Source organism: Methylocaldum sp. MU1018 (genome assembly GCF_053646775.1).
On record NZ_CM132195.1, the window covers coordinates 2,410,564 to 2,436,603 of the forward strand.

The 26,040-nt window shown below is 58.0% G+C and carries 22 protein-coding genes and 1 pseudogene; 13 read left to right on the forward strand and 10 right to left on the reverse strand.

Features of this window, described 5'->3' with window-relative positions:
* The first annotated feature begins 148 nt into the window (after positions 1-148).
* From ubiE to panB, 12 genes and pseudogenes are all read left to right on the forward strand, one after another.
* Positions 149-898 (forward strand): bifunctional demethylmenaquinone methyltransferase/2-methoxy-6-polyprenyl-1,4-benzoquinol methylase UbiE, encoded by a 750-nt coding sequence (gene ubiE / locus ACWJKU_RS11075; RefSeq protein WP_454142361.1) that lies wholly within the window; start codon positions 149-151, stop codon positions 896-898.
* 2 nt (positions 899-900) lie between these two features.
* Positions 901-1,557, forward strand: coding sequence for a ubiquinone biosynthesis accessory factor UbiJ (locus ACWJKU_RS11080; RefSeq protein ID WP_454142362.1), 657 nt, complete (start codon positions 901-903; stop codon positions 1,555-1,557).
* 13 nt (positions 1,558-1,570) lie between these two features.
* Complete coding sequence (ubiB, locus tag ACWJKU_RS11085; protein ID WP_454142363.1) at positions 1,571-3,193, forward strand: ubiquinone biosynthesis regulatory protein kinase UbiB; 1,623 nt, start codon at positions 1,571-1,573, stop codon at positions 3,191-3,193.
* Between the two features lie 113 nt (positions 3,194-3,306).
* On the forward strand, positions 3,307-3,546 hold the full coding sequence (locus ACWJKU_RS11090) for a hypothetical protein (protein ID WP_454142364.1): 240 nt from the start codon (positions 3,307-3,309) through the stop codon (positions 3,544-3,546).
* Between the two features lie 255 nt (positions 3,547-3,801).
* Entirely contained in the window at positions 3,802-4,365 is a 564-nt protein-coding gene (locus ACWJKU_RS11095; protein WP_454142365.1) for a PEP-CTERM sorting domain-containing protein, read from the forward strand.
* 315 nt (positions 4,366-4,680) lie between these two features.
* Positions 4,681-5,100, forward strand: a pseudogene (locus tag ACWJKU_RS11100) (thioredoxin family protein); the annotation flags it as partial.
* A 189-nt stretch (positions 5,101-5,289) separates the two neighbouring features.
* Entirely contained in the window at positions 5,290-6,480 is a 1,191-nt protein-coding gene (locus tag ACWJKU_RS11105; protein WP_454148114.1) for a phosphoglycerate kinase, read from the forward strand.
* 256 nt (positions 6,481-6,736) lie between these two features.
* Complete coding sequence (gene rpoZ / locus ACWJKU_RS11110; RefSeq protein ID WP_454142366.1) at positions 6,737-7,030, forward strand: DNA-directed RNA polymerase subunit omega; 294 nt, start codon at positions 6,737-6,739, stop codon at positions 7,028-7,030.
* A gap of 43 nt (positions 7,031-7,073) precedes the next feature.
* Positions 7,074-9,290, forward strand: a complete 2,217-nt coding sequence (locus ACWJKU_RS11115; RefSeq protein WP_454142367.1) for a RelA/SpoT family protein — start codon at positions 7,074-7,076, stop codon at positions 9,288-9,290.
* Positions 9,265-9,651, forward strand: coding sequence for a RidA family protein (locus ACWJKU_RS11120; protein ID WP_454142368.1), 387 nt, complete (start codon positions 9,265-9,267; stop codon positions 9,649-9,651). Before ACWJKU_RS11115 ends, ACWJKU_RS11120 begins: the two co-directional genes overlap by 26 nt.
* A gap of 15 nt (positions 9,652-9,666) precedes the next feature.
* Positions 9,667-11,751: an ATP-dependent DNA helicase RecG gene (recG, locus tag ACWJKU_RS11125; RefSeq protein ID WP_454142369.1), complete on the forward strand. Its 2,085-nt coding sequence runs from the start codon at positions 9,667-9,669 to the stop codon at positions 11,749-11,751.
* Between the two features lie 142 nt (positions 11,752-11,893).
* Positions 11,894-12,679 (forward strand): 3-methyl-2-oxobutanoate hydroxymethyltransferase, encoded by a 786-nt coding sequence (panB, locus tag ACWJKU_RS11130; RefSeq protein ID WP_454142370.1) that lies wholly within the window; start codon positions 11,894-11,896, stop codon positions 12,677-12,679.
* Positions 12,680-12,919: 240 nt separating this feature from the next.
* Here the strand turns inward: panB and ACWJKU_RS11135 are convergent, their stop codons facing one another.
* The 9 genes from ACWJKU_RS11135 to ACWJKU_RS11175 all read right to left on the reverse strand — a co-directional run bounded on the left by ACWJKU_RS11135 (position 12,920) and on the right by ACWJKU_RS11175 (position 23,153).
* A complete protein-coding gene (locus tag ACWJKU_RS11135; RefSeq protein ID WP_454142371.1) occupies positions 12,920-14,098 on the reverse strand; it encodes a glycoside hydrolase family 57 in 1,179 nt (392 codons plus the stop codon).
* A 131-nt stretch (positions 14,099-14,229) separates the two neighbouring features.
* Positions 14,230-14,553 (reverse strand): hypothetical protein, encoded by a 324-nt coding sequence (locus ACWJKU_RS11140; protein ID WP_454142372.1) that lies wholly within the window; start codon positions 14,551-14,553, stop codon positions 14,230-14,232.
* Positions 14,554-14,658: 105 nt separating this feature from the next.
* On the reverse strand, positions 14,659-14,904 hold the full coding sequence (locus tag ACWJKU_RS11145) for a formate dehydrogenase subunit delta (protein WP_454142373.1): 246 nt from the start codon (positions 14,902-14,904) through the stop codon (positions 14,659-14,661).
* Positions 14,905-14,949: 45 nt separating this feature from the next.
* Entirely contained in the window at positions 14,950-15,780 is an 831-nt protein-coding gene (fdhD, locus tag ACWJKU_RS11150; protein WP_454142374.1) for a formate dehydrogenase accessory sulfurtransferase FdhD, read from the reverse strand.
* Between the two features lie 9 nt (positions 15,781-15,789).
* Entirely contained in the window at positions 15,790-18,636 is a 2,847-nt protein-coding gene (gene fdhF, locus ACWJKU_RS11155; protein ID WP_454142375.1) for a formate dehydrogenase subunit alpha, read from the reverse strand.
* A gap of 73 nt (positions 18,637-18,709) precedes the next feature.
* Entirely contained in the window at positions 18,710-20,251 is a 1,542-nt protein-coding gene (locus ACWJKU_RS11160) for a formate dehydrogenase beta subunit (protein ID WP_454142376.1), read from the reverse strand.
* Positions 20,252-20,262: 11 nt separating this feature from the next.
* Complete coding sequence (locus ACWJKU_RS11165) at positions 20,263-20,727, reverse strand: formate dehydrogenase subunit gamma (RefSeq protein WP_454142377.1); 465 nt, start codon at positions 20,725-20,727, stop codon at positions 20,263-20,265.
* A 750-nt stretch (positions 20,728-21,477) separates the two neighbouring features.
* A complete protein-coding gene (locus tag ACWJKU_RS11170; protein WP_454142378.1) occupies positions 21,478-22,905 on the reverse strand; it encodes a hypothetical protein in 1,428 nt (475 codons plus the stop codon).
* A gap of 71 nt (positions 22,906-22,976) precedes the next feature.
* Positions 22,977-23,153 (reverse strand): hypothetical protein, encoded by a 177-nt coding sequence (locus ACWJKU_RS11175; protein ID WP_454142379.1) that lies wholly within the window; start codon positions 23,151-23,153, stop codon positions 22,977-22,979.
* Between the two features lie 231 nt (positions 23,154-23,384).
* Here ACWJKU_RS11175 and trmB point away from each other — a divergent pair, with 231 nt between their 5' ends.
* On the forward strand, positions 23,385-24,026 hold the full coding sequence (trmB, locus tag ACWJKU_RS11180) for a tRNA (guanosine(46)-N7)-methyltransferase TrmB (RefSeq protein WP_454148116.1): 642 nt from the start codon (positions 23,385-23,387) through the stop codon (positions 24,024-24,026).
* Here trmB and ACWJKU_RS11185 read toward each other — a convergent pair.
* Entirely contained in the window at positions 23,996-25,978 is a 1,983-nt protein-coding gene (locus tag ACWJKU_RS11185) for a dynamin family protein (RefSeq protein WP_454142380.1), read from the reverse strand. The genes trmB and ACWJKU_RS11185 overlap by 31 nt on opposite strands.
* Positions 25,979-26,040: the final 62 nt, after the last annotated feature.

Here is a 26,040-nt window from a genome sequence, read left to right on the forward strand (position 1 = left end):
GGAAGAAATGGGCTGTAACTGGTACGGTAATCGTCATGATTGGTACACCAATCCCGCAACCAAACAATCCCAGCCTGTGCCGAGACATAACGAGATCAACGAACATCTTGCCCAAACGATCATCAAGAAACTATCCGGCCATTAACGAATGAACGATCAAAAAACCACCCACTTCGGCTTCCGTGAGGTACCCGCGAACGAAAAGGCTCAAATGGTCAAAGCCGTGTTCGACTCGGTGGCGAGCAAGTACGACGTCATGAACGATCTGATGTCCTTAGGGGTTCATAGGATCTGGAAACGAATCGCCCTGCAACTGAGCCACGTACGCGCCGGCGAAAAAGTTCTGGATCTCGCGGGCGGCACAGGCGACATGACCGCGCTCTTCCAGAAGCGGGTCGGGCCGAACGGCCGCGTCATTCTTTCCGACATCAACGCCGAAATGTTGAAGCGGGGCCGCGACCGGTTGATCGACGAGGGCGTGGTCGACAACGTCGGTTATGCTCAGATCGACGCCGAAAAGCTGCCGTTCCCGGACAACCGTTTCGATTGCGTCTGCATCGCCTTCGGTCTCCGCAACGTGACCCACAAGGACGCCGCGCTTCGCTCGATCCACCGCGTCCTGAAGCCGGGCGGACGGGCGATCATCCTGGAATTTTCCGAAGCGCAGGGCGAACTGTTCAAGAAGGTCTACGATCTTTATTCGTTCAAGGTCCTGCCGATGCTCGGCAAATTCATCGCCAACGACGCCGAAAGCTACCGATATCTGGCCGAATCCATCCGGATGCACCCGAACCAGGAAAAGCTCAGGCAGATGATGCTCGATGCCGGCTTCGAACGCTGCGAGTACTTCAACCTGACCCACGGCGTAGTCGCCGTCCACCGGGGCTACAAGGTCTGACCGTGACGGCTCGTCATCCGGTGTTGACCGGTGTTTTCGCCGAGGCGCTGGAGCGCGCGGTCGCGCACTATTTGAGCCTGGCTCCCGGCAGCGCAGAGCTGCTGGCCCCGCTCGCGGGCAAAGTCATCGCGCTTAGGCTGCGTCCGTTCGGAACATCGATTTATCTGTGTCCGACCGATTCGGACATCCAGATTCTCGGCGACTTCGGCGGCCAGCCAGACGTCATTCTGGCCGGTTCGATTCCGGCCTTCGCCAAGCTGGGATTCGGCGAATCGGTCAGGCAGAGCCTGTCTTCGGGCGAGATCGAAATCGACGGCGACATGGACACGGCGCGCCGCTTCCAGACGCTGTTCGAGAAGCTGGATATCGATTGGGAAGCCCATCTCGCCCAATATACCGGCCGAGCCTTTGCCTCCACCTGCTTCGATCTCGTTCGCTCGGGACTAGTTTGGGCCAAAGACTCCCTAAAAATCTTGGAACTCGATCTCGCCGAATATTGGCAGGAAGAAAGCCGGGAACTGCCCACGCCGTTCGAGGTCGATGCCTTTTACGCCGAAGTCGACCGGTTGCGCGCCGATTTCGACCGCCTCGAAGCTCGAATAGAACGGCTTCGGCGTTCGCTGCAAGCCGATTCCCCGTCTCCCGAATCCGCCGCCTAGGAACATCCCTCTCGTGATCCGACCGAAACTGATCCGGCGCTTGCTGCACATCCAACGGGTGCTGGTGCGCCACGGCCTGGACGAATTGGTGCTGGCCACTCACCTGTTCCGGCCGATCCGCTTCGTCGGCGCCCTTTCTCCGAATTATTGGTCGGGCGCCAAAGAAGAACCGCGCGGTGTCCGAATCCGCCGAACTCTGGAAGATTTGGGGCCCATTTTCGTCAAATTCGGCCAAACCCTGTCCACCCGCCGGGATCTGCTGCCGGACGACATCGCCGAAGAATTGATCAAGCTTCAGGACCGCGTGCCGGCTTTCCCGGGTAGCGAGGCCAAGGCCATCGTCGAGCAGGCATTGGGACAGCCGGTCACCCGGGTTTTCGCCGAATTCGACGAAACCCCGCTCGCCTCGGCCTCGGTGGCGCAGGTACACGCCGCGACGCTGCACGACGGCCAGGCGGTGGTAGTCAAGGTGCTTCGGCCCGGCATCGAAAAGCAAATCCGCTCGGACATCGCCCTGCTATACGAACTGGCCCGGTTGGCCCAACGCTTCTGGAGGGACGCCCGGCGCCTCAGGCCCATCGAGGTCGTCGCCGAATTCGAAAAGACCATCCTGGACGAACTCGATCTGGTCCGCGAAGCAGCCAACGCCGCGGAAATGCGGCGCCGTTTCGAAGATTCCGAAGTGCTTTACATTCCCAAAATCTATTGGCCGCACACGCGGCGGCAGATTCTGGTCATGGAACGCATTTCCGGCATTCCGGTCGGCGATGTGGAAACCCTGAAGCGCGAAGGCGTCGATCTGAAGCTTCTGGCGGAACGCGGGGTGGAAATCTTCTTCACGCAGGTGCTGCGGGACAGCTTCTTCCACGCGGACATGCACCCCGGCAACATCTTCGTCACGCCGGCAGCCCAATACATCGCCGTCGACTTCGGCATCGTCGGCAGCATTTCGAGGGAAGACAAGCGTTACGTCGCCGAGAATTTCCTGGCTTTCTTCAACCGCGATTACCGCCGGGTCGCGGAAATGCACATCGAATCGGGATGGATTCCCAAGACCACCCGCGTCGAGGAGTTCGAATCCGCCATTCGCGCGGTGTGCGAACCGATCTTCGAAAAGCCGTTAAAGGACATCTCCTACGGCCATCTGCTGCTGCGCCTGTTCCAGGTGGCCCGCCGCTTCGACATGGAAGTCCAGCCGCAACTGGTGTTGCTCCAGAAAACCCTGCTGAATATCGAAGGACTCGGCCGCGACCTCTATCCCGACCTCGATCTTTGGCAGACCGCCAAACCGTTTCTGGAGCGCTGGTTCAAGGAGGAAATGGGCCCCAAGGCCACCCTCAAGAAAATCCAGTCTCAACTCCCCGGATGGGCGGAAAACTGGCCGGAGATGCCGATGCTGATCCACCGTACGCTGGAAAACGCGGCGAACGGAAAACTGACGGTAACCTTCCAATCGCGGGAACTCGAACAAATTCATCGGGAGATCAAGCACAACCGGCGGCGCACGCTGACCGGCATCGCCGGCGGAGCCCTGTTGGTCAGCGCGTCGGTGCTGGCGAGTACAGGAACCGCACTGCCGCTGGGAGGATTCTGCGGCGCTCTCGGCGCCCTGCTCCTGATCGGCGCCTGGTTATAAACCACACGCAATACTTGGCGGATTTGGACGAAATCTTCGCCCATCCGAACAGTAGAACCGAAGTTCCTGTTTTATAGCCGCGATTACCGCACAGGTTTGCCGACATTCGCACTTTGAACGCGACGCCCTGTCAATACGGCACGCAAATCAATCCCTCCCTGGCCATAGCCGTAAATTTTTTGACTCAGAAAAACTACGTATACAAGAGTGCGCAAAATCATCAAACAGAACTTTTTCAAGCAAAATCATTTTTAATAAAAAACAAAACGAACACAGCGCAAATTGTTTTGATGAATCAAAAAGCGGCATTTGCTCAGCAGATGCATGCACAAATCAATGCGTCCTTGCCATAGAAAGACCATCGTCATGTCAGTTTATTTTACATTGTCAGTCTCTCTATTTCCTATGCAATTGATTTACCATAAAAATAAACAATGGCATGCGAAATGCCTTAATCGGATGCGAATAGCTTCGGGTGCATAAGGGAGGCACCTCTGTTCTTGCGTTTTAGGATTCTTCGGATAAGGATTTACCGAAGAAGGGACTCGGGATTGTGAGCACCATCGCATTCAAGCGCACAATCTTCATCTGCTAAAAGGAATAGTGAAATGGAAACCGTCTTTAAGTCTACTTTCATGGCTGGAGCGTCATATATATTTGCCCTCCTGCTTATCTTCCAGATTGGGTCGGCGCAAGCGACCCCGTTAAACTACGATCCTTCGACGCCGGCACCAGCCCCCGTGCTTAATGCAGGCTGGAGTTACGACCAAATCAATGCCGCGAATGTGGATTCGCTAGATTCCCCTTATGTATATAACCTCTCGACGCCGGCGATCTTCCGGATCACCGATGAATTCATTGTTGGAGATCAGCATTTTGTCTTCGACTTCGGAGTCCAGATCCTTCAGACTGCCCTCGACGGCGCCCATGCCCCTCTGTTCCCGGTGGGCGATCCGTTGGGACAGGCCGGATGGACGAGTCCGCTGTATCAGCACGGCCAGGTGCTATTGGCCGCAGGCGCTCATCAGCTAACAGTGCAGGGCAATGGGGCCGGAGGACTTCCGGCAGGATTCTATACCCGGATAGATACCGTACCCGAACCCGGCAGTCTTGCCCTGATGGGGATGGGTTTGGCCGCCATAAGTTCGCAGATTCGCCGCAAGATGGCTTGACCCGACCGGTCGACCCCGGAGTACCCGCGGGGCCGACCTTGCATTAATGTGCAAACAATCTCCAGTCTCGACGCCGGTCCGGCAATAAAAGCCGGCTGGCGTTTTCCATTTTCTCGCGCCCCTTTTGCCCGCGCGCCCCGATGACTCTCTCTTCCACAGATCGCCCCATCAAGCCTCGTCGTCTTCGCTGCAGCATCGGCAAGAGAAATAAGCCGCCGCCCGACTCAACGAGGTGAGACTCGACTCGATTTCTTTGTTATGATTTCAATCACTTTCATCGATTTTCACTTATAACGCATAAGAAGGAAGATCTCCATGGCTCGCACAGAAACCCCGGTCTGTGAATTCGGTAAAAAGGCGATTGATTTCGCTCTGCCCGGCGTGGATGGGCAAATCTGGACTCTGGAAAAGTGCAAGGGACCGAACGGCCTTTTGGTGATGTTCATCTGCAACCACTGCCCCTACGTGAAGGCCGTAGAGGAACGCATCGTGCGGGACGTCAAAGAACTCCGGAAACACGGAATCAATGCCGTGGCCATCATGTCCAACGACCCGACCGATTATCCCGAAGACTCCTTCGAGAACATGAAAATCGTCGCGGAGAAAGCCGGCTATCCCTTCCCGTACTTGTACGACGAGTCCCAGGAAGTGGCCAAAGCTTACGGGGCGATCTGCACCCCCGATTTCTTCGGCTACAACAAGGATCTGGAATTGCAGTACCGCGGCCGTCTGGATGCCAGCCGCAAGGAAACCGCTCCGCCGGGCGCGAAGCGCGAACTGTTCGAAGCCATGAAACAAATCGCGGAGACCGGGCAGGGGCCGGAACAGCAAATCCCGAGCATGGGCTGCTCGATCAAGTGGCGGGAAAAGACGGAGGCGCCTCAGGAACCTGCCAAATCCGTTAAAAAGGCCGTCAAAAAGGACATTAAAAAGAAACCGCTCTCTTTTAAAAGGATTACCGACCTCGATCTTGCCGGCAAGCGCGTTCTGATCCGCGCGGACCTGAACGTCCCCGTCAAGAACGGCAAAGTCGCCAGCGACACCCGCATCCGCGCCAGTTTGCCGACGATCGAACTTTGCTTGAGAGCCGGCGCCAAAGTCATGGTCATGTCCCATTTGGGGCGGCCGATCGAAGGCGAATACGCCGAGGAGTTCTCGCTGAAACCCGTGGCCGACCGCATGACCTGGCTGCTCGGCCGCAAAGTGTCCCTGGTCAAGGATTGGTTGAACGGCGTCGACCTGCATCGGGGCGAGGTCGTCTTGTGCGAAAACGTTCGCTTCAACAAGGGCGAAAAAAAGGACAACGAGGAACTGGCCAAGAAAATGGCCACCCTCTGCGACATCTATGTCATGGATGCCTTCGGGACCGCGCACCGCGCCGAAGCCTCCACTCACGGCGTGGGCCGTTTCGCGCCCGAAGCCTGTGCCGGCATCCTGCTGGCCGCGGAGCTCGACGCCCTGAGCAAGGCGCTGGAAAACCCGGAGCGCCCGCTTCTGGCGATCGTCGGCGGCTCCAAGGTTTCCACCAAGCTGACGGTGCTCGACTCCTTAGCCGCCAAGGTGGACCAGCTCATCGTCGGCGGAGGCATCGCCAACACATTCATTGCCGCGGCAGGCCATCCGGTGGGCAAGTCCCTGCATGAGGCCGATCTGATTCCTGAAGCCAAGCGCCTGATGGCGCAAGCGAAAGCCGAGGGTGCGGAGATCCCGGTACCGACCGACGTGGTCTGCGCGAAGGAATTCTCCGAATCGTCGACGGCCACGGTCAAAAAAGTCGGCGAAGTGGCCGAGGATGACATGATCCTCGACATCGGGCCGGAAACCACGGCCCGTTACGCGGAGATGATCAAGGCGGCCGGCACCATCGTTTGGAATGGGCCGGTGGGCGTATTCGAGATCGATCAGTTCGGCGAAGGCACCCGCACCGTGGCGATGGCCATCGCGGAAGCCGGCAGCTTCTCCATCGCCGGCGGCGGCGATACGCTCGCGGCCATCGAAAAATACGGGATCGGCGACCGGGTATCGTACGCCTCGACCGGCGGCGGCGCTTTCCTGGAATTCCTGGAAGGCAAAACCCTTCCGGCCGTCGCGATGCTGGAAAAACGGGCCAAATAGCGCACCCGGTTTCCGCGGCGCGAGGGAGAGCGTCCGGCGCTCCTCCTTCGCGCTTCGTTTTTTGGGCAGCCTGAACCTTCCGGCTGCATTGGCGGTCTGGATTATTGAATCCCTCAACCACCCCTTCGGACCGGATTTCACCCGCAAAAGCGGGCGTTCTGTACAAAACCTGGGCTTTCGAGTGAAAATATCTCAAAAGCATTTGTTTTCATTAATCTTTTTCATTCAATCGACTGCACATCGAGGATTTAGCTGCATGGCAAGAGTAACCGTCGAAGATTGTCTGGAACACGTCGACAATCGCTTTCAACTCGTTTTATTGGCGACCAAGCGAGCTCGCCAATTATCCCGTCACCCGGAAGACGCTAAGCTGCCCTGGGAAAACGACAAATCGACCGTGGTCTCGCTGAGGGAGATCGCCGCCGGCTTGATTACCCGCGACTATCTCACCGCGGCCGCCAAGCAAGAGCGATTCGCGATCGAGCGTCCTCCACTGCCCAATCCGCATGAGGCGGGCATGAGCGGCCTGGAAGACGAGGATTTCGAATAAGCCGACCGGACTGCCGGGAGCCGATACGCAAGCGCAGGCTGCCATGAACCAGCTTCTTCCCAAAGAAGTCGCCGAACTGCCGAATGAAAAACTCATTCGCAGGCTTTGCAGCATTGTTTCGGGTTATCTCGAAGACGCTCAGGTCGAGGAGATTTACCGCGCCTATCAGCTCGCCCTTTCCGCGCACGCAGGCCAATTTCGACTGACCGGCGAGCCGTACATCTGCCATCCCTTGTCGGTCGCCCTGATCCTCGCCGAGATGCGCATGGATGCGAAAGGCATCATGGCGGCCATTCTGCACGACGTCATCGAAGACACGCCGGTCACCAAGGAGCAGTTGCGCGAGCAATTCGGAGACGAAGTCGCCGAACTGGTCGACGGCGTCAGCAAGCTGACCCAGCTCGATTGCAAATCGCGGGCCGAGGCTCAGGCCCAGAACGTCCGCAAGATGGTGCTGGCGATGGTCAAGGACCTCCGCGTGATCATGGTCAAGCTGGCGGACCGGCTTCACAACATGCGCACGCTGGGAATCATGTCCCCGACGCGGCGCCGGCGCATCGCCCGCGAGACCCTGGACATCTACGCGCCCATCGCCAACCGCCTGGGCATGAACGAGATGCGGCTGGAACTGGAGGAACTGGGATTCTCCGCCATGTATCCGGTGCGCTACCGCGTGCTGGAACAATCGGTGAAAAAGGCGCGCGGCAACCGCAACGAGGTGGTGGCGACCGTCGAGTCGGCCATTACCAAACGCTTGCAGGACGCCGGACTGGTCAATTGCGAGGTGATCGGGCGCGAGAAGCATCTGTACAGTCTGTATCAAAAGATGCGAATCAAGCACGTGTCTTTCTCCGGCGTCTACGACGTTTATGCCTTCCGCATCATCGCGGATCAAGTGGACGACTGCTACCGCGCCCTGGGCATCGTTCACAACCTGTACAAGCCGGTGCCGGGCCGCTTCAAGGATTACATCGCGGTGCCCAAGGCCAACGGTTATCAGTCGCTGCACACCATATTGGTCGGGCCTTACGGCCAGCCGCTGGAAATTCAGATCCGCACCCGCGCCATGCACCATCTGGCCGAGTCCGGCATCGCGGCGCATTGGCTGTACAAGAGCGAGCACGAACAGACCTCGACCAGCCAGGCTCGTGCTCACGAATGGCTGAGAGACTTGCTGGAGATCCAGAAGAGCGCCGGCGATTCGCTGGAATTCCTCGACAACCTGAAGGTCGATCTGTTCCAGCAGGAAGTCTACGTCTTCACTCCCAAGGGCAAGATCACCAAGCTTCCGCGCGGAGCCACCCTGGTCGACTTTGCTTATGCCGTGCACACCGACATCGGCAATACCTGCGTGTCCGCCCGAATCGACCGGGTGCTCGCGCCGCTGCAAACCGTTCTCGAAAACGGCCAAACCGTCGAGATCATCACGGCGCCCTGGGCCCGGCCCAATCCGCTGTGGCTCAATTTCGTCGTCACCGCCAAGGCGCGCGCGGCCATTCGCAGCTATCTCCGAAACTTCAAGAAACAGGAGGCGGTCGCTCTGGGCAAGCGCCTGCTGGAAAAAGAACTCGACGCCCAGAACATGCGTTTCGAGGATATTCCCCGAGAACGGCTCGACGAGTTGCTGAAGTCGCTCGATCTATCCTCTCCCGAGGCCTTGCTGGAAGACATCGGCCTCGGCAACCGCCTGCCTTTCCTGGTCGTCCGTCAAATGGCTCAAGCCGACACTACACCGGATACCGCCGCTAAAGAAGAAATCCTGCCGACGCTGTCGCCTCTCATCATCAAAGGCACGGAAGGCATGGTGGTCAATCTGGCCAAATGCTGCCGCCCGATACCGGGCGATCCCATCGTCGGTTTCTTCAATCCGGGCAAGGGCATCGTCGTTCACCTCACCGAGTGCAAGAACGTCTCGGAGCTTCGAAAAAAACACATGAACTGGCTGGACGTGGACTGGGACAAACAAGCCAGCGGCGATTTCCCGGCGGTCATCCGCCTGGAGCTGATGAACCAGGTGGGCACCCTGGCGAAAGTGGCTTCCACCATCTCCCGCATGCGCGCCAACATCGAAAACGTCCAGATCACCAATCAGGACAGCCAGATTTCCACCGACATCATCACCTTGATGGTCAAGGATCGCGTACATCTCGCCTCGGTCATGCGAGAATTGCGAAAATTATCGGTCGTTTTGAAAATCTCCCGCGTGAAATCCGAACTGAGAAAAAAACAAAATCATGGCAAAACAAATTATTCAGACTGACCAGGCTCCCCAGGCGATCGGCACCTACTCCCAAGCGGTAAAAATCGGCGACGCCGTTTATCTGTCCGGCCAGATTCCGCTCGATCCCGCCACCATGACCCTGGTCGAGGGCGGCATGGAGGTGCAGATCCGGCGCGTGTTCGACAACCTCAAGGCCGTGGCCGAGGCCGCCGGCGGCAGCCTCCGGGACGTCGTCAAACTCAACGTTTTCCTGACCGATCTCGCCCATTTCCCGCTGGTGAACGAAATCATGGCGGAATATTTCGCCGAGCCCTACCCTGCCCGCGCCGCCATCGGCGTGGCCTCCCTGCCGCGGGGTGCCGGAGTCGAAATGGACGCGATCCTGGTTTTGGCGAAATAAGCGCCCCGCGACTATTTGGCTTCGCAAAACCGTTCTCTCGACGAGCTTCCGGTAGCCACCCTCAAGGGAGCGGGCGAGCAAACTCTCAAGCGGTTGGAAAAGCTGGGCATCTCGGCCGTCAGCGACCTGCTTTTCCACCTGCCGCTGCGCTACGAGGACCGGACGCGCGTCGCCGCCATCGGACACCTGAAACCCGGCGATCATGCGTTGGTGGAAGGTCGGATCGAACTTGCGGAAATCCTCCCCAAGGGCCGTCGCTCGCTGATCGTTCGGATCGCCGACGGCACCGGCTTTCTCGACCTGCGCTTCTTTCACTACACCGCCAAACAGCGCGCGCAAATGGCCCGCGGCAAGCGGCTCAGCTGCTACGGCGAGGTGCGGTCGGGTTATGCCGGTCTCGAAATGACCCATCCTGATTACAAACTGATAGGCGACACGGAAACCGATGTTTCGGAACAAGCGCTGACGCCGGTTTATCCCCTCACCGAAGGCATCCATCAAAAAGCCATCCGCCGTCTGACCGAGCAAGCTTTGTCGCTGGCCGACGAAACCCGGCTTCCTGACTTGTTGCCCGAGCCCTTGATCCCTTCGGATAGTCGGTTGCGGCTCCAGGACGCTCTCAGACTTCTGCATCAACCGCCCGCCGGCTGCAGCGAAGCATCGCCGAAACTTGTCGCCGCACGCTCGCGTCTCGCCTTCGAGGAACTCATCAGCCACCATCTGAGCCTCGGCCGCTTCCGGGCCGAGATGCAGGTTCATCGAGCCCCGCCGATGACGCTCAACCGGGAGGCGGCGGACCGGTTTCTGCGCAGCCTGCCGTTTTCGCTGACGACCGCCCAAAAGCGCGTGATCGCCGAAATCGAGGCCGATTTGTCCTCCAGCCGCCCCATGATGCGCCTGGTTCAGGGCGATGTGGGCTCGGGCAAAACCGTGGTGGCGGCTCATGCCGCGCTGACCGCGCTGTCGTCCAACTACCAGGTCGGGATCATGGCGCCCACCGAACTTCTGGCCGAGCAGCATTTCCGCAGTTTCCGGCAGTGGCTCGAACCCTTGGGCGTGCAAATTGCCTTTTTATCCGGGCGTCTTAAAGGCGAAGCCCGAAAAGCCGAGCTGGACGCCATCGGCCGCGGCGCGGCCGGCCTCGTCATCGGCACTCACGCCCTGTTCCAGGAGCAGATAGCATTTAGCCGCCTGGGACTCGTCATCATCGACGAACAGCACCGATTCGGCGTGCATCAGCGGCTGGCGCTGCGCGAGAAAGGCTTGCGGGACGGCCTGTATCCGCATCAGCTCATCATGACCGCCACGCCGATCCCGAGGACCTTGGCGATGCTCGGTTATGCCGATCTCGATCTTTCCGTCATCGACGAGCGGCCGCCCGGGCGAACTCCGGTCAAGACCGTCGTCGTTCCGACCGGCCGCCGGTCTGAAATCATCGCCCGCATCACCGATTGGGTGTCCAAGGGCCGGCAGGTGTACTGGGTTTGCACGCTGATCGAGGAATCCGAGGTCTTGCAGTGCGAAGCGGCGGAAAAAACCGCCGTGGTGCTGGCGGAAGCCCTTCCGGATGTGCGCGTCGCACTCATTCACGGGCGTTTGAAACCTGCCGAAAAGGAAGCCGTCATGCTAGCTTTCAAGGCAGGACATTTCGACTTGCTGGTGGCCACCACCGTCATCGAAGTCGGCGTGGATGTTCCCAACGCCAGTCTGATGATCATCGAGAACGCCGAGCGCTTGGGACTGGCCCAATTGCATCAATTGCGCGGGCGGGTCGGACGCGGACCCGGCGAGGCCCATTGCGTCTTGCTGTACCAGCCGCCTCTGTCGGAAACCGCCAAGCAGCGCTTAGGGATACTGCGGGACTCCGACGACGGCTTCGTCATCGCCGAAAAGGACCTGGAACTGCGGGGACCGGGAGAACTCCTGGGAACCCGGCAAACCGGCCAAATTCAGTTCCGCATCGCCGATTTGTCGCGCGACGGACACCTTCTGGACGACGTGGCTCAAGCGGCATCCGTCCTGCTGAGGGATTATCCCGATCGCGCCGAACGCCTGATTCGGCGCTGGGTGGGCCATTCGGTGCAATATGCCGGAGCCTGAGCAGATTTCAGAAAATTCTGCGGAAAATGGATATTGTGACGATGAAGCCAGTTTTATCCCCCCGCTCGACAGAACGCATCATGCGCCTTGAGAAGACGCACATGACGCCGAATGCGAGTTCGACATGCCGGAGGCGATTACCATGAAGCTCAACGCAGAGTCCCTGAGACAAATGAAGTCGGTCAAGGCCATCCCGATGTTGACGGCGTATACATTCCCCGTCGCCCGCTCGCTCGAGAAAGCGGGGATTCCGGTCATCCTGGTCGGAGACACGGTGGGAATGGTGGAAATGGGCTTCGACAGCACGTGCCATGTCACCATCGAACATATGCAATACCACATCGGCGCGGTTCGCCGCGGCGCGCCGAATACGCATCTCATCGGCGATCTTCCGTATAACAGCGATCGCGATCCGGCCACGGCGCTGGATAGCGCCAGGCGGCTGCTGGATGCCGGCGCCGACAGCATCAAGCTGGAAGGTCCGAAGTACGAGGTGATCGCCCATCTCGTCGCCAACGGGATCGACGTCGTCGGTCATACCGGACTGACGCCCCAAACCGCACCGGATTTCCGGCAAGCGGGAGGAGAGAAAAAGGAGGCGGAACGCATCCTGAACGAAGCGATCGGCATTGCGGAATCGGGCGCGTTCATGCTGGTTCTCGAGCACATACCGGCCGCGCTGGCCGAAACCATTACGCAGTCGATCAAGATTCCCACCATTGGAATCGGGGCGGGTGCTTCGTGTGACGGGCAGGTTCTCGTTATCAACGATGCCATCGGCCTGGGAGATTTCTGGCCGCCGTTTTCGAGGCAGTATGCGTACGTCGGCAAAACGATCGCCGACGTAGCCGAGAAATTCATGAAGGAAGTGGATGCCGGAACGTTCGTGGACAATGTTCTCAGCATGCGTGGTTCAAGAAAAGCGTAGACGTAGACGGAGGCGCACCGGGGACAGCGATTTCTTCGGCCGATGCAAGCGCTGCCGGCGGCAGGATCTCCCGATCATCGTTTTCTGTTCCGGAAAACCTTCATGATCGCGGCTGGAGCGTTTTTCGCCACCTAACGGCGCGCTCTGCACGGCGGCCGGATTCGTGGCCGTCGGCTCTCTAGGCCGACCGAGGGCGCATGAAACGCGGCGTCATCCCGGAAAGATCCGCTTCCCTCGTCTTCAAGAATGACCGGCTCTATAACGCTGCAAGCTGGCCTCGGCTTCGTCCAAATCGATATGGCAACGATGCACCCACTCTTCTCCCCAGTAAAAGTTGCAGCTCGTCTCGGCCCGCAGCAATCGCCGGACGGCTTCGTTCAGATTATCCCGCTCCGCTCCGCTTAGATCGTCCGCTGCACCGGCTTTCCGGGCCTGGTGTACTGCCGCGCTGACGGCTTGCAATCGAGCCAGGGAATCTTTTTGTGCCTTCGAGCCGGTCCATTGCATGAAGTCCCGTCCGTGGTGCCAACCGGTGTTCCAAGCGCCGGACTTCGCCGTAACCTCGCCGTGCGCGCCGAACCGGTCCAAATAATCCTTGATGAAAACCGGCTGAATGCGGTTCTTCTGCCGGGCTTCTTCCAATAGTTGCCGATAGAATGCGCCCCAGAAGTTCGCTTCGTTGGTCGTATTCCTGAACCAGCCTCCGTTTTCGCCGTCCGTGCATGTCGTAACCAGCGGCTCGAAATCGCACCATTGCGTTCGCTGAGCCAGTTCTGCCGCGAACCACGCGTAGTCCATGCCGGATTCCTGAGCATCGGAAAGCTCCCGGTCGCGCACGACGACGATGATCTCTTCCCCATCGTAGCGGGCAATATGGGGACGATAGCGGAGTTCGTGCCATCGCATGGGCGTCACCGGCTCCACGTGCTCGCTGTCGACGATCGCATAGCGGTAGCCGAATTTTTTGAGCAGCGGAATCAGTTCCATGGAAAATCCCATCTCGGGAGGCCAAAATCCCTGGAATGTGTTTCGCCAGAACAGGTGTCCGGCGATACCTTGCCACCGCGCCAGATGCTCGCTTCGGTCGGCCTCCGGAATCAGCGGAAAGACCGGATGGTAATAACCCGTGCCGAGAATATCGATGATTCGTTCGTTCTGGATGTGCCAAATCAGTGACCCGCAATCGACGATGCCGTAGATGCGATTCTGAAACGTCGGGTTTGACAAAGTTTCGAGCAGCGTGCCGGAAAGCGAAAGATGGACCCTCGCGACATCCTCGTACCCCCATAAAAACCGTGGAATGCGGTCGTAGGCATAAAGGATCTCCCGTGCTTCCCACGGCTGTTCCGACAACAGGTGTTCGAGATTGCCGGAGGGTTGGTGCAGGTTCAATACCAAGGCGTGATGAATGGCAGACATAATCCCTCACTGTATTCAATCGACCACGAACTCGCTGGGTTATTATGCCTTCTGGCGCGCCTGTTGGGGACAGGCCCGAGAACCGAGGAATTTTGTCCTCGGCACACATGGGATGGGATTAAAGTGCGTCGTCAGGGATCGGGCAGCCTCTCGATGCCGTCGACGAACAGCTTTTTGACGGTTCCGTTGACGATGTATTTCACGACCGAATTTTTTCCAACGGTGCCATGAGGCACGCCGTTCCATGTCAGCCTGCCATCCTTGACCTCTATCCGGTCGCCATTGAGCGCCACCGTTCCACGCTGCCCGGTAATGACGGCCTGTGCGCTCGAATTTCCATTGGAAACCGAGGAGATCGAACTAGAGACGGCAGCAGCGGAGGCCGACTCGCCATGTCCTGCCGAGTACATAAACATCAGCGATGAAACGAATGCCGAGAACCGTTCCTTGTTCATGATAGCTCCTGGTCAAATGTCAAATTCGCAATATCCTGACGCCGTTCACCGACAGCGGCCAACGACTCGATAGCCGCTCCCTCAAGTCGGGATTATTCAATAACTTCAGCCGTCGCCCACTTCTCGAAGCGCCGCGAGGTCGTTGGCAAGTCCTGCGATAGCCGCTCGCGGAAGTTCATTCAGGCCGGCTCCGCCTTTCTGGTTGTGGGCAATGATGGCTTGCCGCATCCGGGGATCCCAAAATTTTCGAATATGCTCGGCGATACTTTGGGTCGCCACTTCTATGTCGGATTCGGCACTGAAAAAATTGCCGATGTCATTGGCCATTTTTACCAGATTTTCGATATTCATGATTTTTATGCTTGGAAAATTGAAGATTTGGCGGGCTTCGATGGCTTAGGCTTTGTTGTGTAGCAACCGCTGCGGATTTGCGTAAACCACGTAATTCTCACCTCGCGCGAAACCGATCAGCGTGACTTTGGCATCTTCGGCCAAGCGCACCGCGAGACCGGTCGGGGCGGAGATCGCTGCCAGGAAACTGATGCCGACCGACGCACATTTCTGCACCATTTCATAGCTGGCCCGGCTGGTAACGATCACAAAACCGCCACCGAAATCGGCGCCTCTCCGCGCCAAAGTCCCGATAAGCTTGTCCAAGGCGTTGTGCCGGCCGATATCTTCCCGGACCCACTGTATGCCCCGCCCCGGCACCACCCAAGCCGCCGCATGGACCGCTCCCGTAATGCCGTTGAGCCTTTGGTGATCGGCTAGCTTGGCCAGCACTTGAACCAATTCCGACGAGGACACGCGGACGCCCTGTCCTACCGGCGCCGGCCGGCGTATGGCCTGCTGAAGAGTACGCGCGCCGCACAGTCCGCAACCGGTCCGCCCAGTGATATTGCGCCCCTGGTCCGCCGTTTTTTCGCACCGCGCCTCGGGAATTTGCAGTCTCACCTCAATGCCTTCGGCGCGCTGGTAAACCCGAATCGAGTTCACCTCGCACGCCGACGCGACGATATTTTCGGTGAGGCTAAAGCCTAGCGCGAAATCCTCCAGGTCCAGCGGGGTCGCCAGCATGACCGCATACGGCTCGCCGTTGTACATCAAGGCAATCGGGGCCTCCTCGGCTATGCAGTCCTCCTGGCTGACACACTCGTCGCCGCGCCAACGTTCGACCGGACTGATCCGATAACTGGGCCATCCCAGTTCGGAGGCGACGATGGCCATTCCGTACCCTCAACCGGCGGTGGGCGAACGCTGCTCCAGCAAGGTCAATTGTTCTTCCGAGAACTGCCGGTACTGGCGCTGCCATTCCGACGGTTCGGTCACCTTCGTCACCTGAACTGCCGTTACCTTATATTCCGGGCAATTGGTCGCCCAATCGGAGTTGTCGGTCGTGATGACGTTGGCGCCCGATTCCGGGAAATGGAAGGTGGTATACACCACGCCCGGTTGCACCCGCTCCGTGAGGGCCGCCCTCAGTACGGTTTCGCCCGACCGACTCGTGATACCGACCCAGTCGCCGTCATTGATACCGCGTTGTTCCGCATCGTGCGGATGGATTTCCAGACGGTCCTCCGAGTGCCAAACCGAATTCATGGTGCGGCGAGTCTGCGCGCCCACATTGTACTGGGACAAAATACGGCCGGTCGTCAGGATCAGTGGATAACGACTGCTGGTTCTTTCCTGAGTCGGCACATACTCCGTCAACATGAAACGTCCTTTACCACGCACGAACTGATCGACATGCATCGTCGGCGTACCGTTCGGCGCCTTCTCGTTGCACGGCCACTGCACGCTGCCGAGTTCGTCGAGCTTGGCGAAGCTGACGCCGGTGAACGTCGGCACCAGCCGCGCAATCTCGTCCATAATCTCGGACGGGTGCGAATAGTTCATCGGGTAACCCAAGGCGTTCGACAGCAATTGGGTCACTTCCCAGTCCTCGTAACCGGACAGGGGTGACATGACTTTCCTCACCGGCGAAATGCGGCGCTCAGCATTGGTGAAAGTGCCATTCTTTTCCAGGAACGATGCGCCTGGCAAAAACACATGGGCGAACTTCGCAGTCTCGTTCAGGAACAGGTCTTGCACCACCACGCATTCCATGGCACGCAGAGCAGCATGGACATGCTGGATATCCGGATCGGACTGTGCGATATCTTCACCTTCGCAATACAGCCCCTTGAAGCTGCCGTCCAGTGCGGCGCCAAACATGTTCGGGATGCGCAAACCCGGCTCGGATTCGAGAGTCACGCCCCAGGCCGACTCGAACTGGGCTCGGGTCTCGAAATCGGACACATGGCGGTAGCCGGGAAACTCGTGCGGGAAAGAGCCCATGTCGCAGGAACCCTGTACGTTGTTCTGACCACGCAAGGGATTTACGCCCACGCCTTCCCGACCGATGTTGCCGGTAGCCATGGCCAAGTTGGCGATACCGATGACCGTGGTGGAGCCCTGGCTGTGCTCGGTGACGCCGAGGCCGTAGTAAATGGCCGCATTGCCACCGGTGGCGTAAAGCCTTGCCGCAGCGCGCACCGTCTCCGCCGGAACGCCGGTGACCGATTCGGTGGCTTCGGGCGAGTTGCGCTCTTCGCTAACGAAAGCTTTCCATTTCTCGTAGGAGGCCTGTTCGCAGCGATCCAGGGCGAAAGCATCGTTCGCCAGTCCCTCGGTAACGATCACATGGGCCAAGGCATTGACCAATGCCACATTGGTGCCGGGACGCAATTTCAAATGATAATCGGCCTTCACGTGCGCCGATTTCACCAGATCGATATCGCGTGGATCGGCTACGATCAGCTTAGCGCCCTCACGAATGCAGCGCTTCATCAGAGAACCGAATACCGGATGGGCATCGGTGGGATTGGCGCCGATCACCATGATGACGTCGGCCTTTTTCAACGAATCGAAGGTTTGGGTGCCGGCCGATTCGCCCAAGGTCTGTTTGAGTCCGTAGCCGGTGGGCGAATGGCAGACGCGGGCGCAAGTGTCCACGTTATTGTTGCCGAAAGCCGCACGCACCAGTTTCTGCACCAGGTAAGTCTCCTCATTGGTGCAACGACTGGACGTCAGGGCGCCCACGGAATAGCGGCCGTATTTGGCCTGAATACGCTTGAATTCGGAAGCGGCGTAATCGATCGCTTCTTCCCAGGATACGACCTGCCACGGATCGTGGATGCTTTTTCGGATCATCGGCGTCGTGATGCGATCCTTGTGAGTCGCGTACCCGAAAGCAAAACGGCCCTTGACGCAAGAATGGCCGTGGTTGGCATGACCGTCCTTATTAGGCATCATGCGCACCACTTCGGCGCCCTTCATCTCCGCCTTGAATGAACAACCCACGCCGCAATAGGCGCAGGTGGTCACGATGCTATGCTCCGGCTGTCCCTGTTCGATGACGGATTTTTCCATCAGGGTCGCGGTCGGACAGGCTTGCACGCAGGCGCCACAGGAAACGCATTCGGACTCCATGAACGCCTGGTTCTGACCGGGCGAAACCTTGGAATCGAAACCTCGTCCGTCCAGGGTCAAGGCGAAGGTGCCCTGAACTTCTTCGCAAGCGCGCACGCAACGGGAACAAACGATGCACTTGGCGGGATCGAATGCGAAATAAGGATTGCTGACATCCTTTTCCGCTTTCAGATGGTTCTCGCCTTCGTAGCCATAGCGCACTTCGCGGAGGCCGACGGCGCCAGCCATATCCTGCAATTCGCAGTTGCCGTTGGCGGAACAGGTGAGGCAATCCAGCGGATGGTCCGAAATGTACAATTCCATCACGCCGCGCCGGACATTGGCCAGCCGTTCGTTTTGCGTGCAAACCTTCATGCCCTCCGCCACCGGCGTGGTACAGGAGGCGGGCAGTCCGCGCCCGCCTTCGATCTGCACCAGGCACAGTCGGCAGGAACCGAAAGGTTCCAGACTGTCGGTGGCGCATAACTTTGGAATCTGAATGCCAATGCTGGCCGCGGCTCGGAGGACCGAGGTGCCCTCGGGTGCGGTCACGCTGAAGCCGTCGATCTCCAGAGTGACCAGTTTGTCGGATTGGCTGGGGGGCGTGCCGAAGTCGTAATCGCGTAGTGCCATGGAATGACTCCTGAGTCGTAGGGTGCGCCGGACGCACCACAAAGCATTCGGTGCGTGCGACGCACCCTACCGTCTAGGCAGCTTTTTCTGCCGTGAAATCCTCTGGAAAATGATTGAGCGCGCTCAATACCGGGTAAGGCGTCATGCCGCCCAATGCGCAAAGCGATCCGTTGAGCATCGTGTCGGAAAGATCCCGCAAAAGTTTTAGATTCGCTTCCCGATCGATGCCTTGGATGATCTTGTCGATCACTTCCACGCCGCGGGTCGATCCGATCCGACAGGGGGTACACTTGCCGCACGACTCGACCGCGCAGAACTCCATGCCGTAGCGCGCCATCCTGGCCATGTCGACGGTGTCGTCGAAAGCCACTATGCCGCCGTGGCCGAGCACCGCCCAAATGGCGGCAAACGCCTCGTAATCGAGCGGGGTATCGAACTGGGACTCCGGCAAGTATGCACCCAATGGTCCACCGACCTGCACGGCGCGGATCGGCCGTCCGGTGGCGGAACCGCCACCGTAGTCGTAAAGAATTTCCCGCAAGGTAACACCGAACGCTTTCTCGATCAGCCCCGGATATTTGATATTGCCCGCCAGTTGGATCGGCAGCGTACCGCGCGAGCGGCCCATGCCGAAATCGCGGTAGAACTCGCCGCCCTTATCGAGAATGATCGGCACCGAAGCGAGCGAAATGACGTTATTGATGACGGTAGGCTGACCGAACAGTCCTTCGATGGCCGGTAGCGGCGGCTTGAAGCGCACCAAACCCCGCTTGCCTTCGAGACTTTCGAGAAGAGAAGTCTCTTCGCCGCATACGTAAGCCCCGGCACCCAAGCGGACTTCAAGATCGAATTTCTTGCCGCTGCCCAGAATGTCTTTCCCCAGGTAACCGGACCGATAAGCCGACTCAATGGCTTCGTTCAAAGCACGAAAGGCATGGGGGTACTCGACGCGCAGATAGATATAGCCCTGCGTGGCGCCCACCGCGAGTCCGGCGATCGTCATCCCTTCGATCAGAACGAAGGGATCGCCTTCCATGATCATACGGTCCGAAAAAGTACCCGAATCGCCCTCGTCGGCATTGCAGACGATATATTTGGTATCCGACGCCGCATTCAACACGGTCCGCCACTTGATGCCCGTCGGGAAAGCCGCACCGCCGCGACCGCGCAATCCCGAGGTGGTGACCTCGTCGACGATGGCGGAGGACGCCATCTCCAGCGCGCGACGCAAACCGCGATAGCCTTCATGAGCAAGGTAATCGTCCAGACTGACCGGATCGGTGACACCGACACGGGCGAAGGTCAGACGCTCCTGATTTTTCAAATAAGGTATGCCCTCGGTAGGCCCGAGGTACAAGAGATGAGAACCGCCCTGGAGAAATCCGGCATCGAATAAGGAAGGCACGTCACGGACGCGCACCGGACCATAAGCTATCCGGCCTTGATCGGTAGCCACTTCGACCATCGGCTCCAGCCAATACATGCCACGGGAACCGTTACGAATCAGTTCGATGCGGATATTCCGCCTGGCCGCCTCGTCGCGGATGGCGGCGGCAACCCATTCGGCGCCGAGGGATAGCGCACTGGAGTCTCGGGGAACGTAAACGGTCGTCATTGTGCAATAACCTACATGTTCTCAATAATATCGTCGAATGTCTCGGCCGTTACGCGTCCGTAGACATCCTTATCGATCATGATCGACGGCGAACAGGCGCAATTGCCGAGGCAGTACACCGGCTCCAGACTGACCGCTCCGTCGGCGCTAGTCTCGTGGTAATCGATGCCGAAGCGCTGCTTGGCATGTGCTTCTAGCGCCTCGGAGCCCATGGCCTGACAGGATTCGGCCCGGCACAGGTAGATGGTGCGCCTGCCCGGCGGCGTATCCCGGAAATAGTGGTAGAAGCTGATGACACCGTGCACTTCGGCTCGAGAAAGATTCAATTCCTCGGCAATTAGAGGCACACTATCCGGAGGCACATACCCCAGAGCGTCTTGAATAGCGTGCAGGATCGGCAACAATGCGCCGGGCTTATCCTTATTGTCGCAGATAATCCCTCGCACGCGTTCCTGATCCCATTCGTATTCTGCCATTTAGTCCTCGCTCAACTAGGTCTAACAAGTGGGCGGAGCCGCACAAACTCTCGATAATTACCTTAACCACTCCCTACAGAAGCGAGTAATGTAATTTGTGCATTTATATGCATATTCTAAAGGCTGGTCACGGCTTTGCAATATCTTTCTTGACTAAATTGCTAAGCTTTTGCCCGAGGCGCGGCGTAACGTGCTGACATCGTTTGCGAAACGTAACTGAAACAGAGGACGGCATTAATTGCCTCGGCAGTTACATCAGAATCCTACGGCCGCTGCCGCATAGCCGATCTTCGGGCGTCAGCAAGAGCGCCGGTGCGCCCGAGACGTTTCTGCAACCGAGGCCGATGGAAACACGCTTTCCGTTTCAGTTCGACTTGATTTTTGCCGTTCGCTCGCAGAAAGGATTGCGAGTAAACCGATGTTTGCGACTGGAAGGGGCCGACCAAAGGCCCGTTTGCGATTGGAAGGGTGGCTCCGGCGCTCCCGGGATGATCGTTCGCGATGGATGCGGTTCAGCCGCGCAATCCCTGTGCGGCTCCCTTCGGGCGGCTTTGCCGTACATCAATTCGCCGGAAGCGAACTGGAACATGCGAAACACGGCCCGAAGGACGAATCTCAGGATGAGACGAGCAAATCGGCTCTTCTGCCGATTTGTCGCACATCACCGCATCCCGCGATACCGCAAGTCATTTTTCTGGCGGCGAAAAGAAAGAACCGGGACTCTCTTAATCGAGATCCGTCGATCAATTCTCATTCCAGACTCAAATCCGGAATGATGCAGTTGACTCGATCGACCCGCTTGTTTGCGAACCCTGCCGGAATGTCCGCAAAACTTTTGCTCGTATTCGGCTCGATCATTCCCGGCAACACCGCTTTCAAAGGCTCCAGAAGCTCCAGATCTTTAGAATACTGCAAACAGACCACCTCGACTCCGCCGACCCGGCGCCCGCTGCCGTTACTGACGGTAAAGTTAAACAGCATCGCTTTTTCCGGGGATTTTACGGTCCAATCAAAATCAACCAGTTCAACTGCACGCATGACGTCGCGCTTCGCGCGAGCATCGGACACGATCGGCGGCCGCGCCGATTCTTCCTCGGCGAGTCCGGAGGACTCGCTTTCCGGAAGCGCGATTTCTGCACCCGCGTTTGGCGGCGCGCTTTCCAAGATCATCGACTCTTCGCTCAAACCAGGCGATGTACGCTCGGAAGACACGGGCGCTTCAGCGGGACTCGCCGTTTCGTTCCGGGCGAAACTCCCTAGCCGGCGCTCGGCCAGTCGCGTGCCCAACTGCCAAGCCGCAATCCCAAGGATCATCGTTAGCAGCAAAAAAGCGAATACGCGAGCATATCGGCGGAACTCCGGCCCATCCTTTCGAAGACCGTCCGGCGGCGTAGCGTTTCCCACCTCATCCTCGACTTCAATGCTCTTCCCGGCGACTGCCTCTCCAGCATCGCAACCAACCGCCCTCCCAAATCCTTTTCGTCCCGGTACGATTCCGCCTAAAAACTGCGGCGCTGCGCCTTGCGCACCGGCCGATACTTCTCCGCAAACGCGGTCTCGAGGCGCGCGCTCGTTCAGACCATCCCGAAACGCTAGGCATGCTTCGCCAAAGTGACTTAAAACATTTCGGATGAATTTCCCATACAACACGAGCCGCACTTTCCGGTGGATCGGAACCTCGATCCGATTCAGAACCGCGGCGAATGCCTCCAGCACCACGGCGGGGTTCCAAGGAACGAGCGACAATGCCTCGGGCGGGCAGCCGACGAGCGTACCGTAAGCTTCATTCACGCCGCGAATGCTCCGCCCCTGTCGAAGCTCGATCTCGACAACCATACGAGCCAGGTTTTCGTCGAACGCCAAAGGCCGCCGATATCCCTCCTTTTGATCCGTCTGCCGTGCGGCGCCCGCACCCGAATTCGGCTCGACGGCGTCCATTTGGTCCAAAAAGCGAGCAAAAGAATCCGCCAATTCCTTGGCAAAACTTTCCGAAAGAGCTTTCTGGCCGAGCCGGAGATCCGACCAGACGTCGGCAAGATGATCTTGTAACGTCGAATCGAAGTCCTCGGCATCGAGGTCCGTCGCCAAGCTCAAATCGGCCAGCATCGACTGGAAGCGCTCTTGAATGAAGCGTACGAATGTCGACCGATAAAGGTCGATCAAGACCGGAAAATCCATAACGGTTTTTGATCCGGCAAGAGCGGATAGCGTCACGGGAGTTCCTAGAGATCCGTTCATATTCAGCAAAATCAATAGCTTATGTAGACGCCCACAGAATCAAACAAACCGATCGGCGCACGAATCCATCCCCCGAACGGTTGCTCGCCTTGCATTGAGATTTTTCTTTCGGCCTCATCCTCGAAATCGGTTCCGGCTATCAAACCTTTTCCGATTTTCCCTTCCGGATGTGCGACGAAACCAACCACGAGTCGGAGCCGGTTCCGCTAAAATAGCCCCGACCAAGACTCAAGTTTTTTTCATTTTCCGATTTCACGCATCAGATCAATTCGAAATCAGACATTCCGCCCATGAACGACAGCCTAGCTTCGCCCATCCATTCCGGCACAGACACGTCAATCGAAGGCGATTCACATCGCCGCTCCATCCGCAGCTTCACCCTCCGCCAAGGCCGGTTCACCGGGGCGCAGCGGAAAGCCATGGACGCTCTTTGGCCGGTTTATGGTTTAGACGCGGCCGATACGGCTCCCGATTATGAAACAACTTTCGGCCGGAGCGCACCCATGGTCGTAGAAATCGGTTTCGGTAACGGCGAAACCCTGGCGCAACTCGCCAGCGATCAACCAGAGACCGACTTTGTAGGCATCGAGGTTCATCGACCGGGCGTAGCCCAGTTGCTATTGCGCATCAAGGAGCGCGGGCTGAATAACATTCGGATTTTTTGTGCCGACGCCGTCGACGTACTGACGAACCGCTTCGCTAACGGAAGCCTTTCGGGAATAAATTTATTTTTTCCGGATCCGTGGCCTAAAAAGCGCCATCAGAAGCGTCGATTGGTCAACCCGGAATTTGTCGATCTTGCGGCGCGAAAGCTGAAAATCGGCGGTTTTTTTCATGCGGCCACGGATTGGGAAGATTATGCCCGGCAAATGCTGAACGTTCTTGAAGGTTGCGATCGGCTCGAAAATACCGCAGGCAAGGGCAAGTTTTCACCCCGTCCGGCGCACCGGGCTTTGACCAAATTCGAATGCCGCGGACAAAAGCTTGGGCATGGCATACGGGATTTGGTTTTCATCCGGCGAGCAGGCCATCAAACGGCTACCGCCCGCGATGGCCGATAAACTTCCGTCTCCGCCTCGGTTTCGGATTGGACCTGATCCAACCGCATCGCGCGCCGTATGGCCACGAGCTCGTCGTATTGCCGACGCAGAGGCTCCAGCGTCTGGGTGAGCGCCGCGATTTCCTGATCCAATGACTGGCTGGACTCATTGATTTTTCGCAATACGTCCAGCCGGCTTTCGATCACGCGCTTGTGATCCCGAATTTGATGAATCAGCGGCGTGAGCGCCGTGCTGGACCAGTTCGACACTTCCTTGTACGCGTGCAGAAAAAGCTCTCGCGCGCGCGCGATGATGGTCGTGTAAAGCTTTACCACCACCATGCTCTGTTCCATCAAGGTTGATGATGCACTGTCTCTAAAAGTTTCTCCCTCTTTGAACACCTGCTCCAGCTCGGTTTGGTATTTTTTCAGCGAGAGCGGCGGCGCCTTGAGATCGGCAAAGCCGTGTTCTTCCTGGAACTTCCCGTATATTCCCTTCACCAGCTTCCTCGTTTCCTCGCTGACCGAGACGGCTTTAACGAGCACTCCGTGCAATTCCTCCAGCACTCCCGCCATAACGGCCTTCATCCCGATCGTCGTCAGACTGCCGGCCATTTGCCGACGGGTACGCTTGACAATCTCGTCGATATTTTCGGGTGCCAGCGACTCGACCAGCGCCTTGACCTGCACCGCAAACACCCGGCGGCTCGCCTGAAACTGGTTTACGCTGGCCAGATAAGCACTTTGCTGATCCCGCGTCTCCGCCATCAATTGCTTGATCTTGTCCCGGTTATTGATATCCACGTTGCGAAGATCGTTTACCTGCCGCTCGGCATCGGTCATATGGGCCTGAAGCACGCCGGTCGATTCATCGACCAAATGGCCGATTCTCTCGGTAACCGACGCCATAAGAAGATTCTGCCTCTCCTTCACGACTTTTTCGGCCAAGAAACTCTCGAAAACCTGAAGCCGGCTTTTCTCCAAAAGTTCTTGATCGCCTTTGACTTTGGCGAGCAAAGCCTGCTTGGCGGTCAGGGGAAAAATCGAGTCCGCATCGACCTCCAATGTTCTGGCGACCGAATCGATTTGCGTGCGAATCGATTTCTCGATGACCTCGTCTCCGTGCAAGTCGTCCCACATCGAATCGATCTTGTTCATGACCACGGCCAAACCGCTCTTTTGCTGTCCGTGGCGGGAACCGCGAACATGGTTGCGCCACATATCCAGATCGCTTTTCGTGACTCCGGTATCCGCGGCCAGCACAAAGATCACCGCTTGCGCGCTCGGCAGCATATGCAGGGTCAATTCCGGTTCGGCGCCGAGCGCGTTAAGGCCCGGCGTATCCAGAATCGTGAGACCTTCCTTCAAGAGATGATGCGGAAAGCTGATCAAGGCATGGCGCCAGCACGGAATTTCGACAGTCTCCGGCGCCACGATTTGGCCGGGATGCAAATCTTCGTTGTACAAGCCGAGATTCTTCGCTTCTTCCAAGGGCACGCGCTTTGTCGCCGCCAGCTCTTGAAACGCTTCCTGCATCTGGACCGGTGAGGTGCAATCCAGTTCGATCTGCATCCAACTCTGTGGGTATCGCTTGTATTCGCTCAGAGACGTGTGATTGAGGCGGCTTTCGATTGCCAACAGCCGAATATACGCGCCGCCCTCGTGATCATAGAAAATCTCGGTCGGACACATGGTGGTTCTTCCCGGGGACGACGGCAAAAGCCGGACGCCGGTATCCGAGAAAAACAGAGCATTGATCAGTTCCGTCTTGCCCCGTGAAAATTCGGCCGCGAAGGCGAGCACGATACGGTCCGTACGCAAGCTGTCGAGCAGACCCAGAAGAGTTTCATTTACGGCATCGCTGTTCGATTCATACCGATCGAGCCAGGAACGATATTGCTCGACCGCTTGACTGAGTTGCTCACGCCATTGGCCGTAGCCGCGCAGCTTGTCTTCTAAATGAATGATGCTCATCTCCGACTCTCGATCCGATCGTCTAATGAATTAAAGTGCAACTTCGGGAGTTGTTGGGAAAA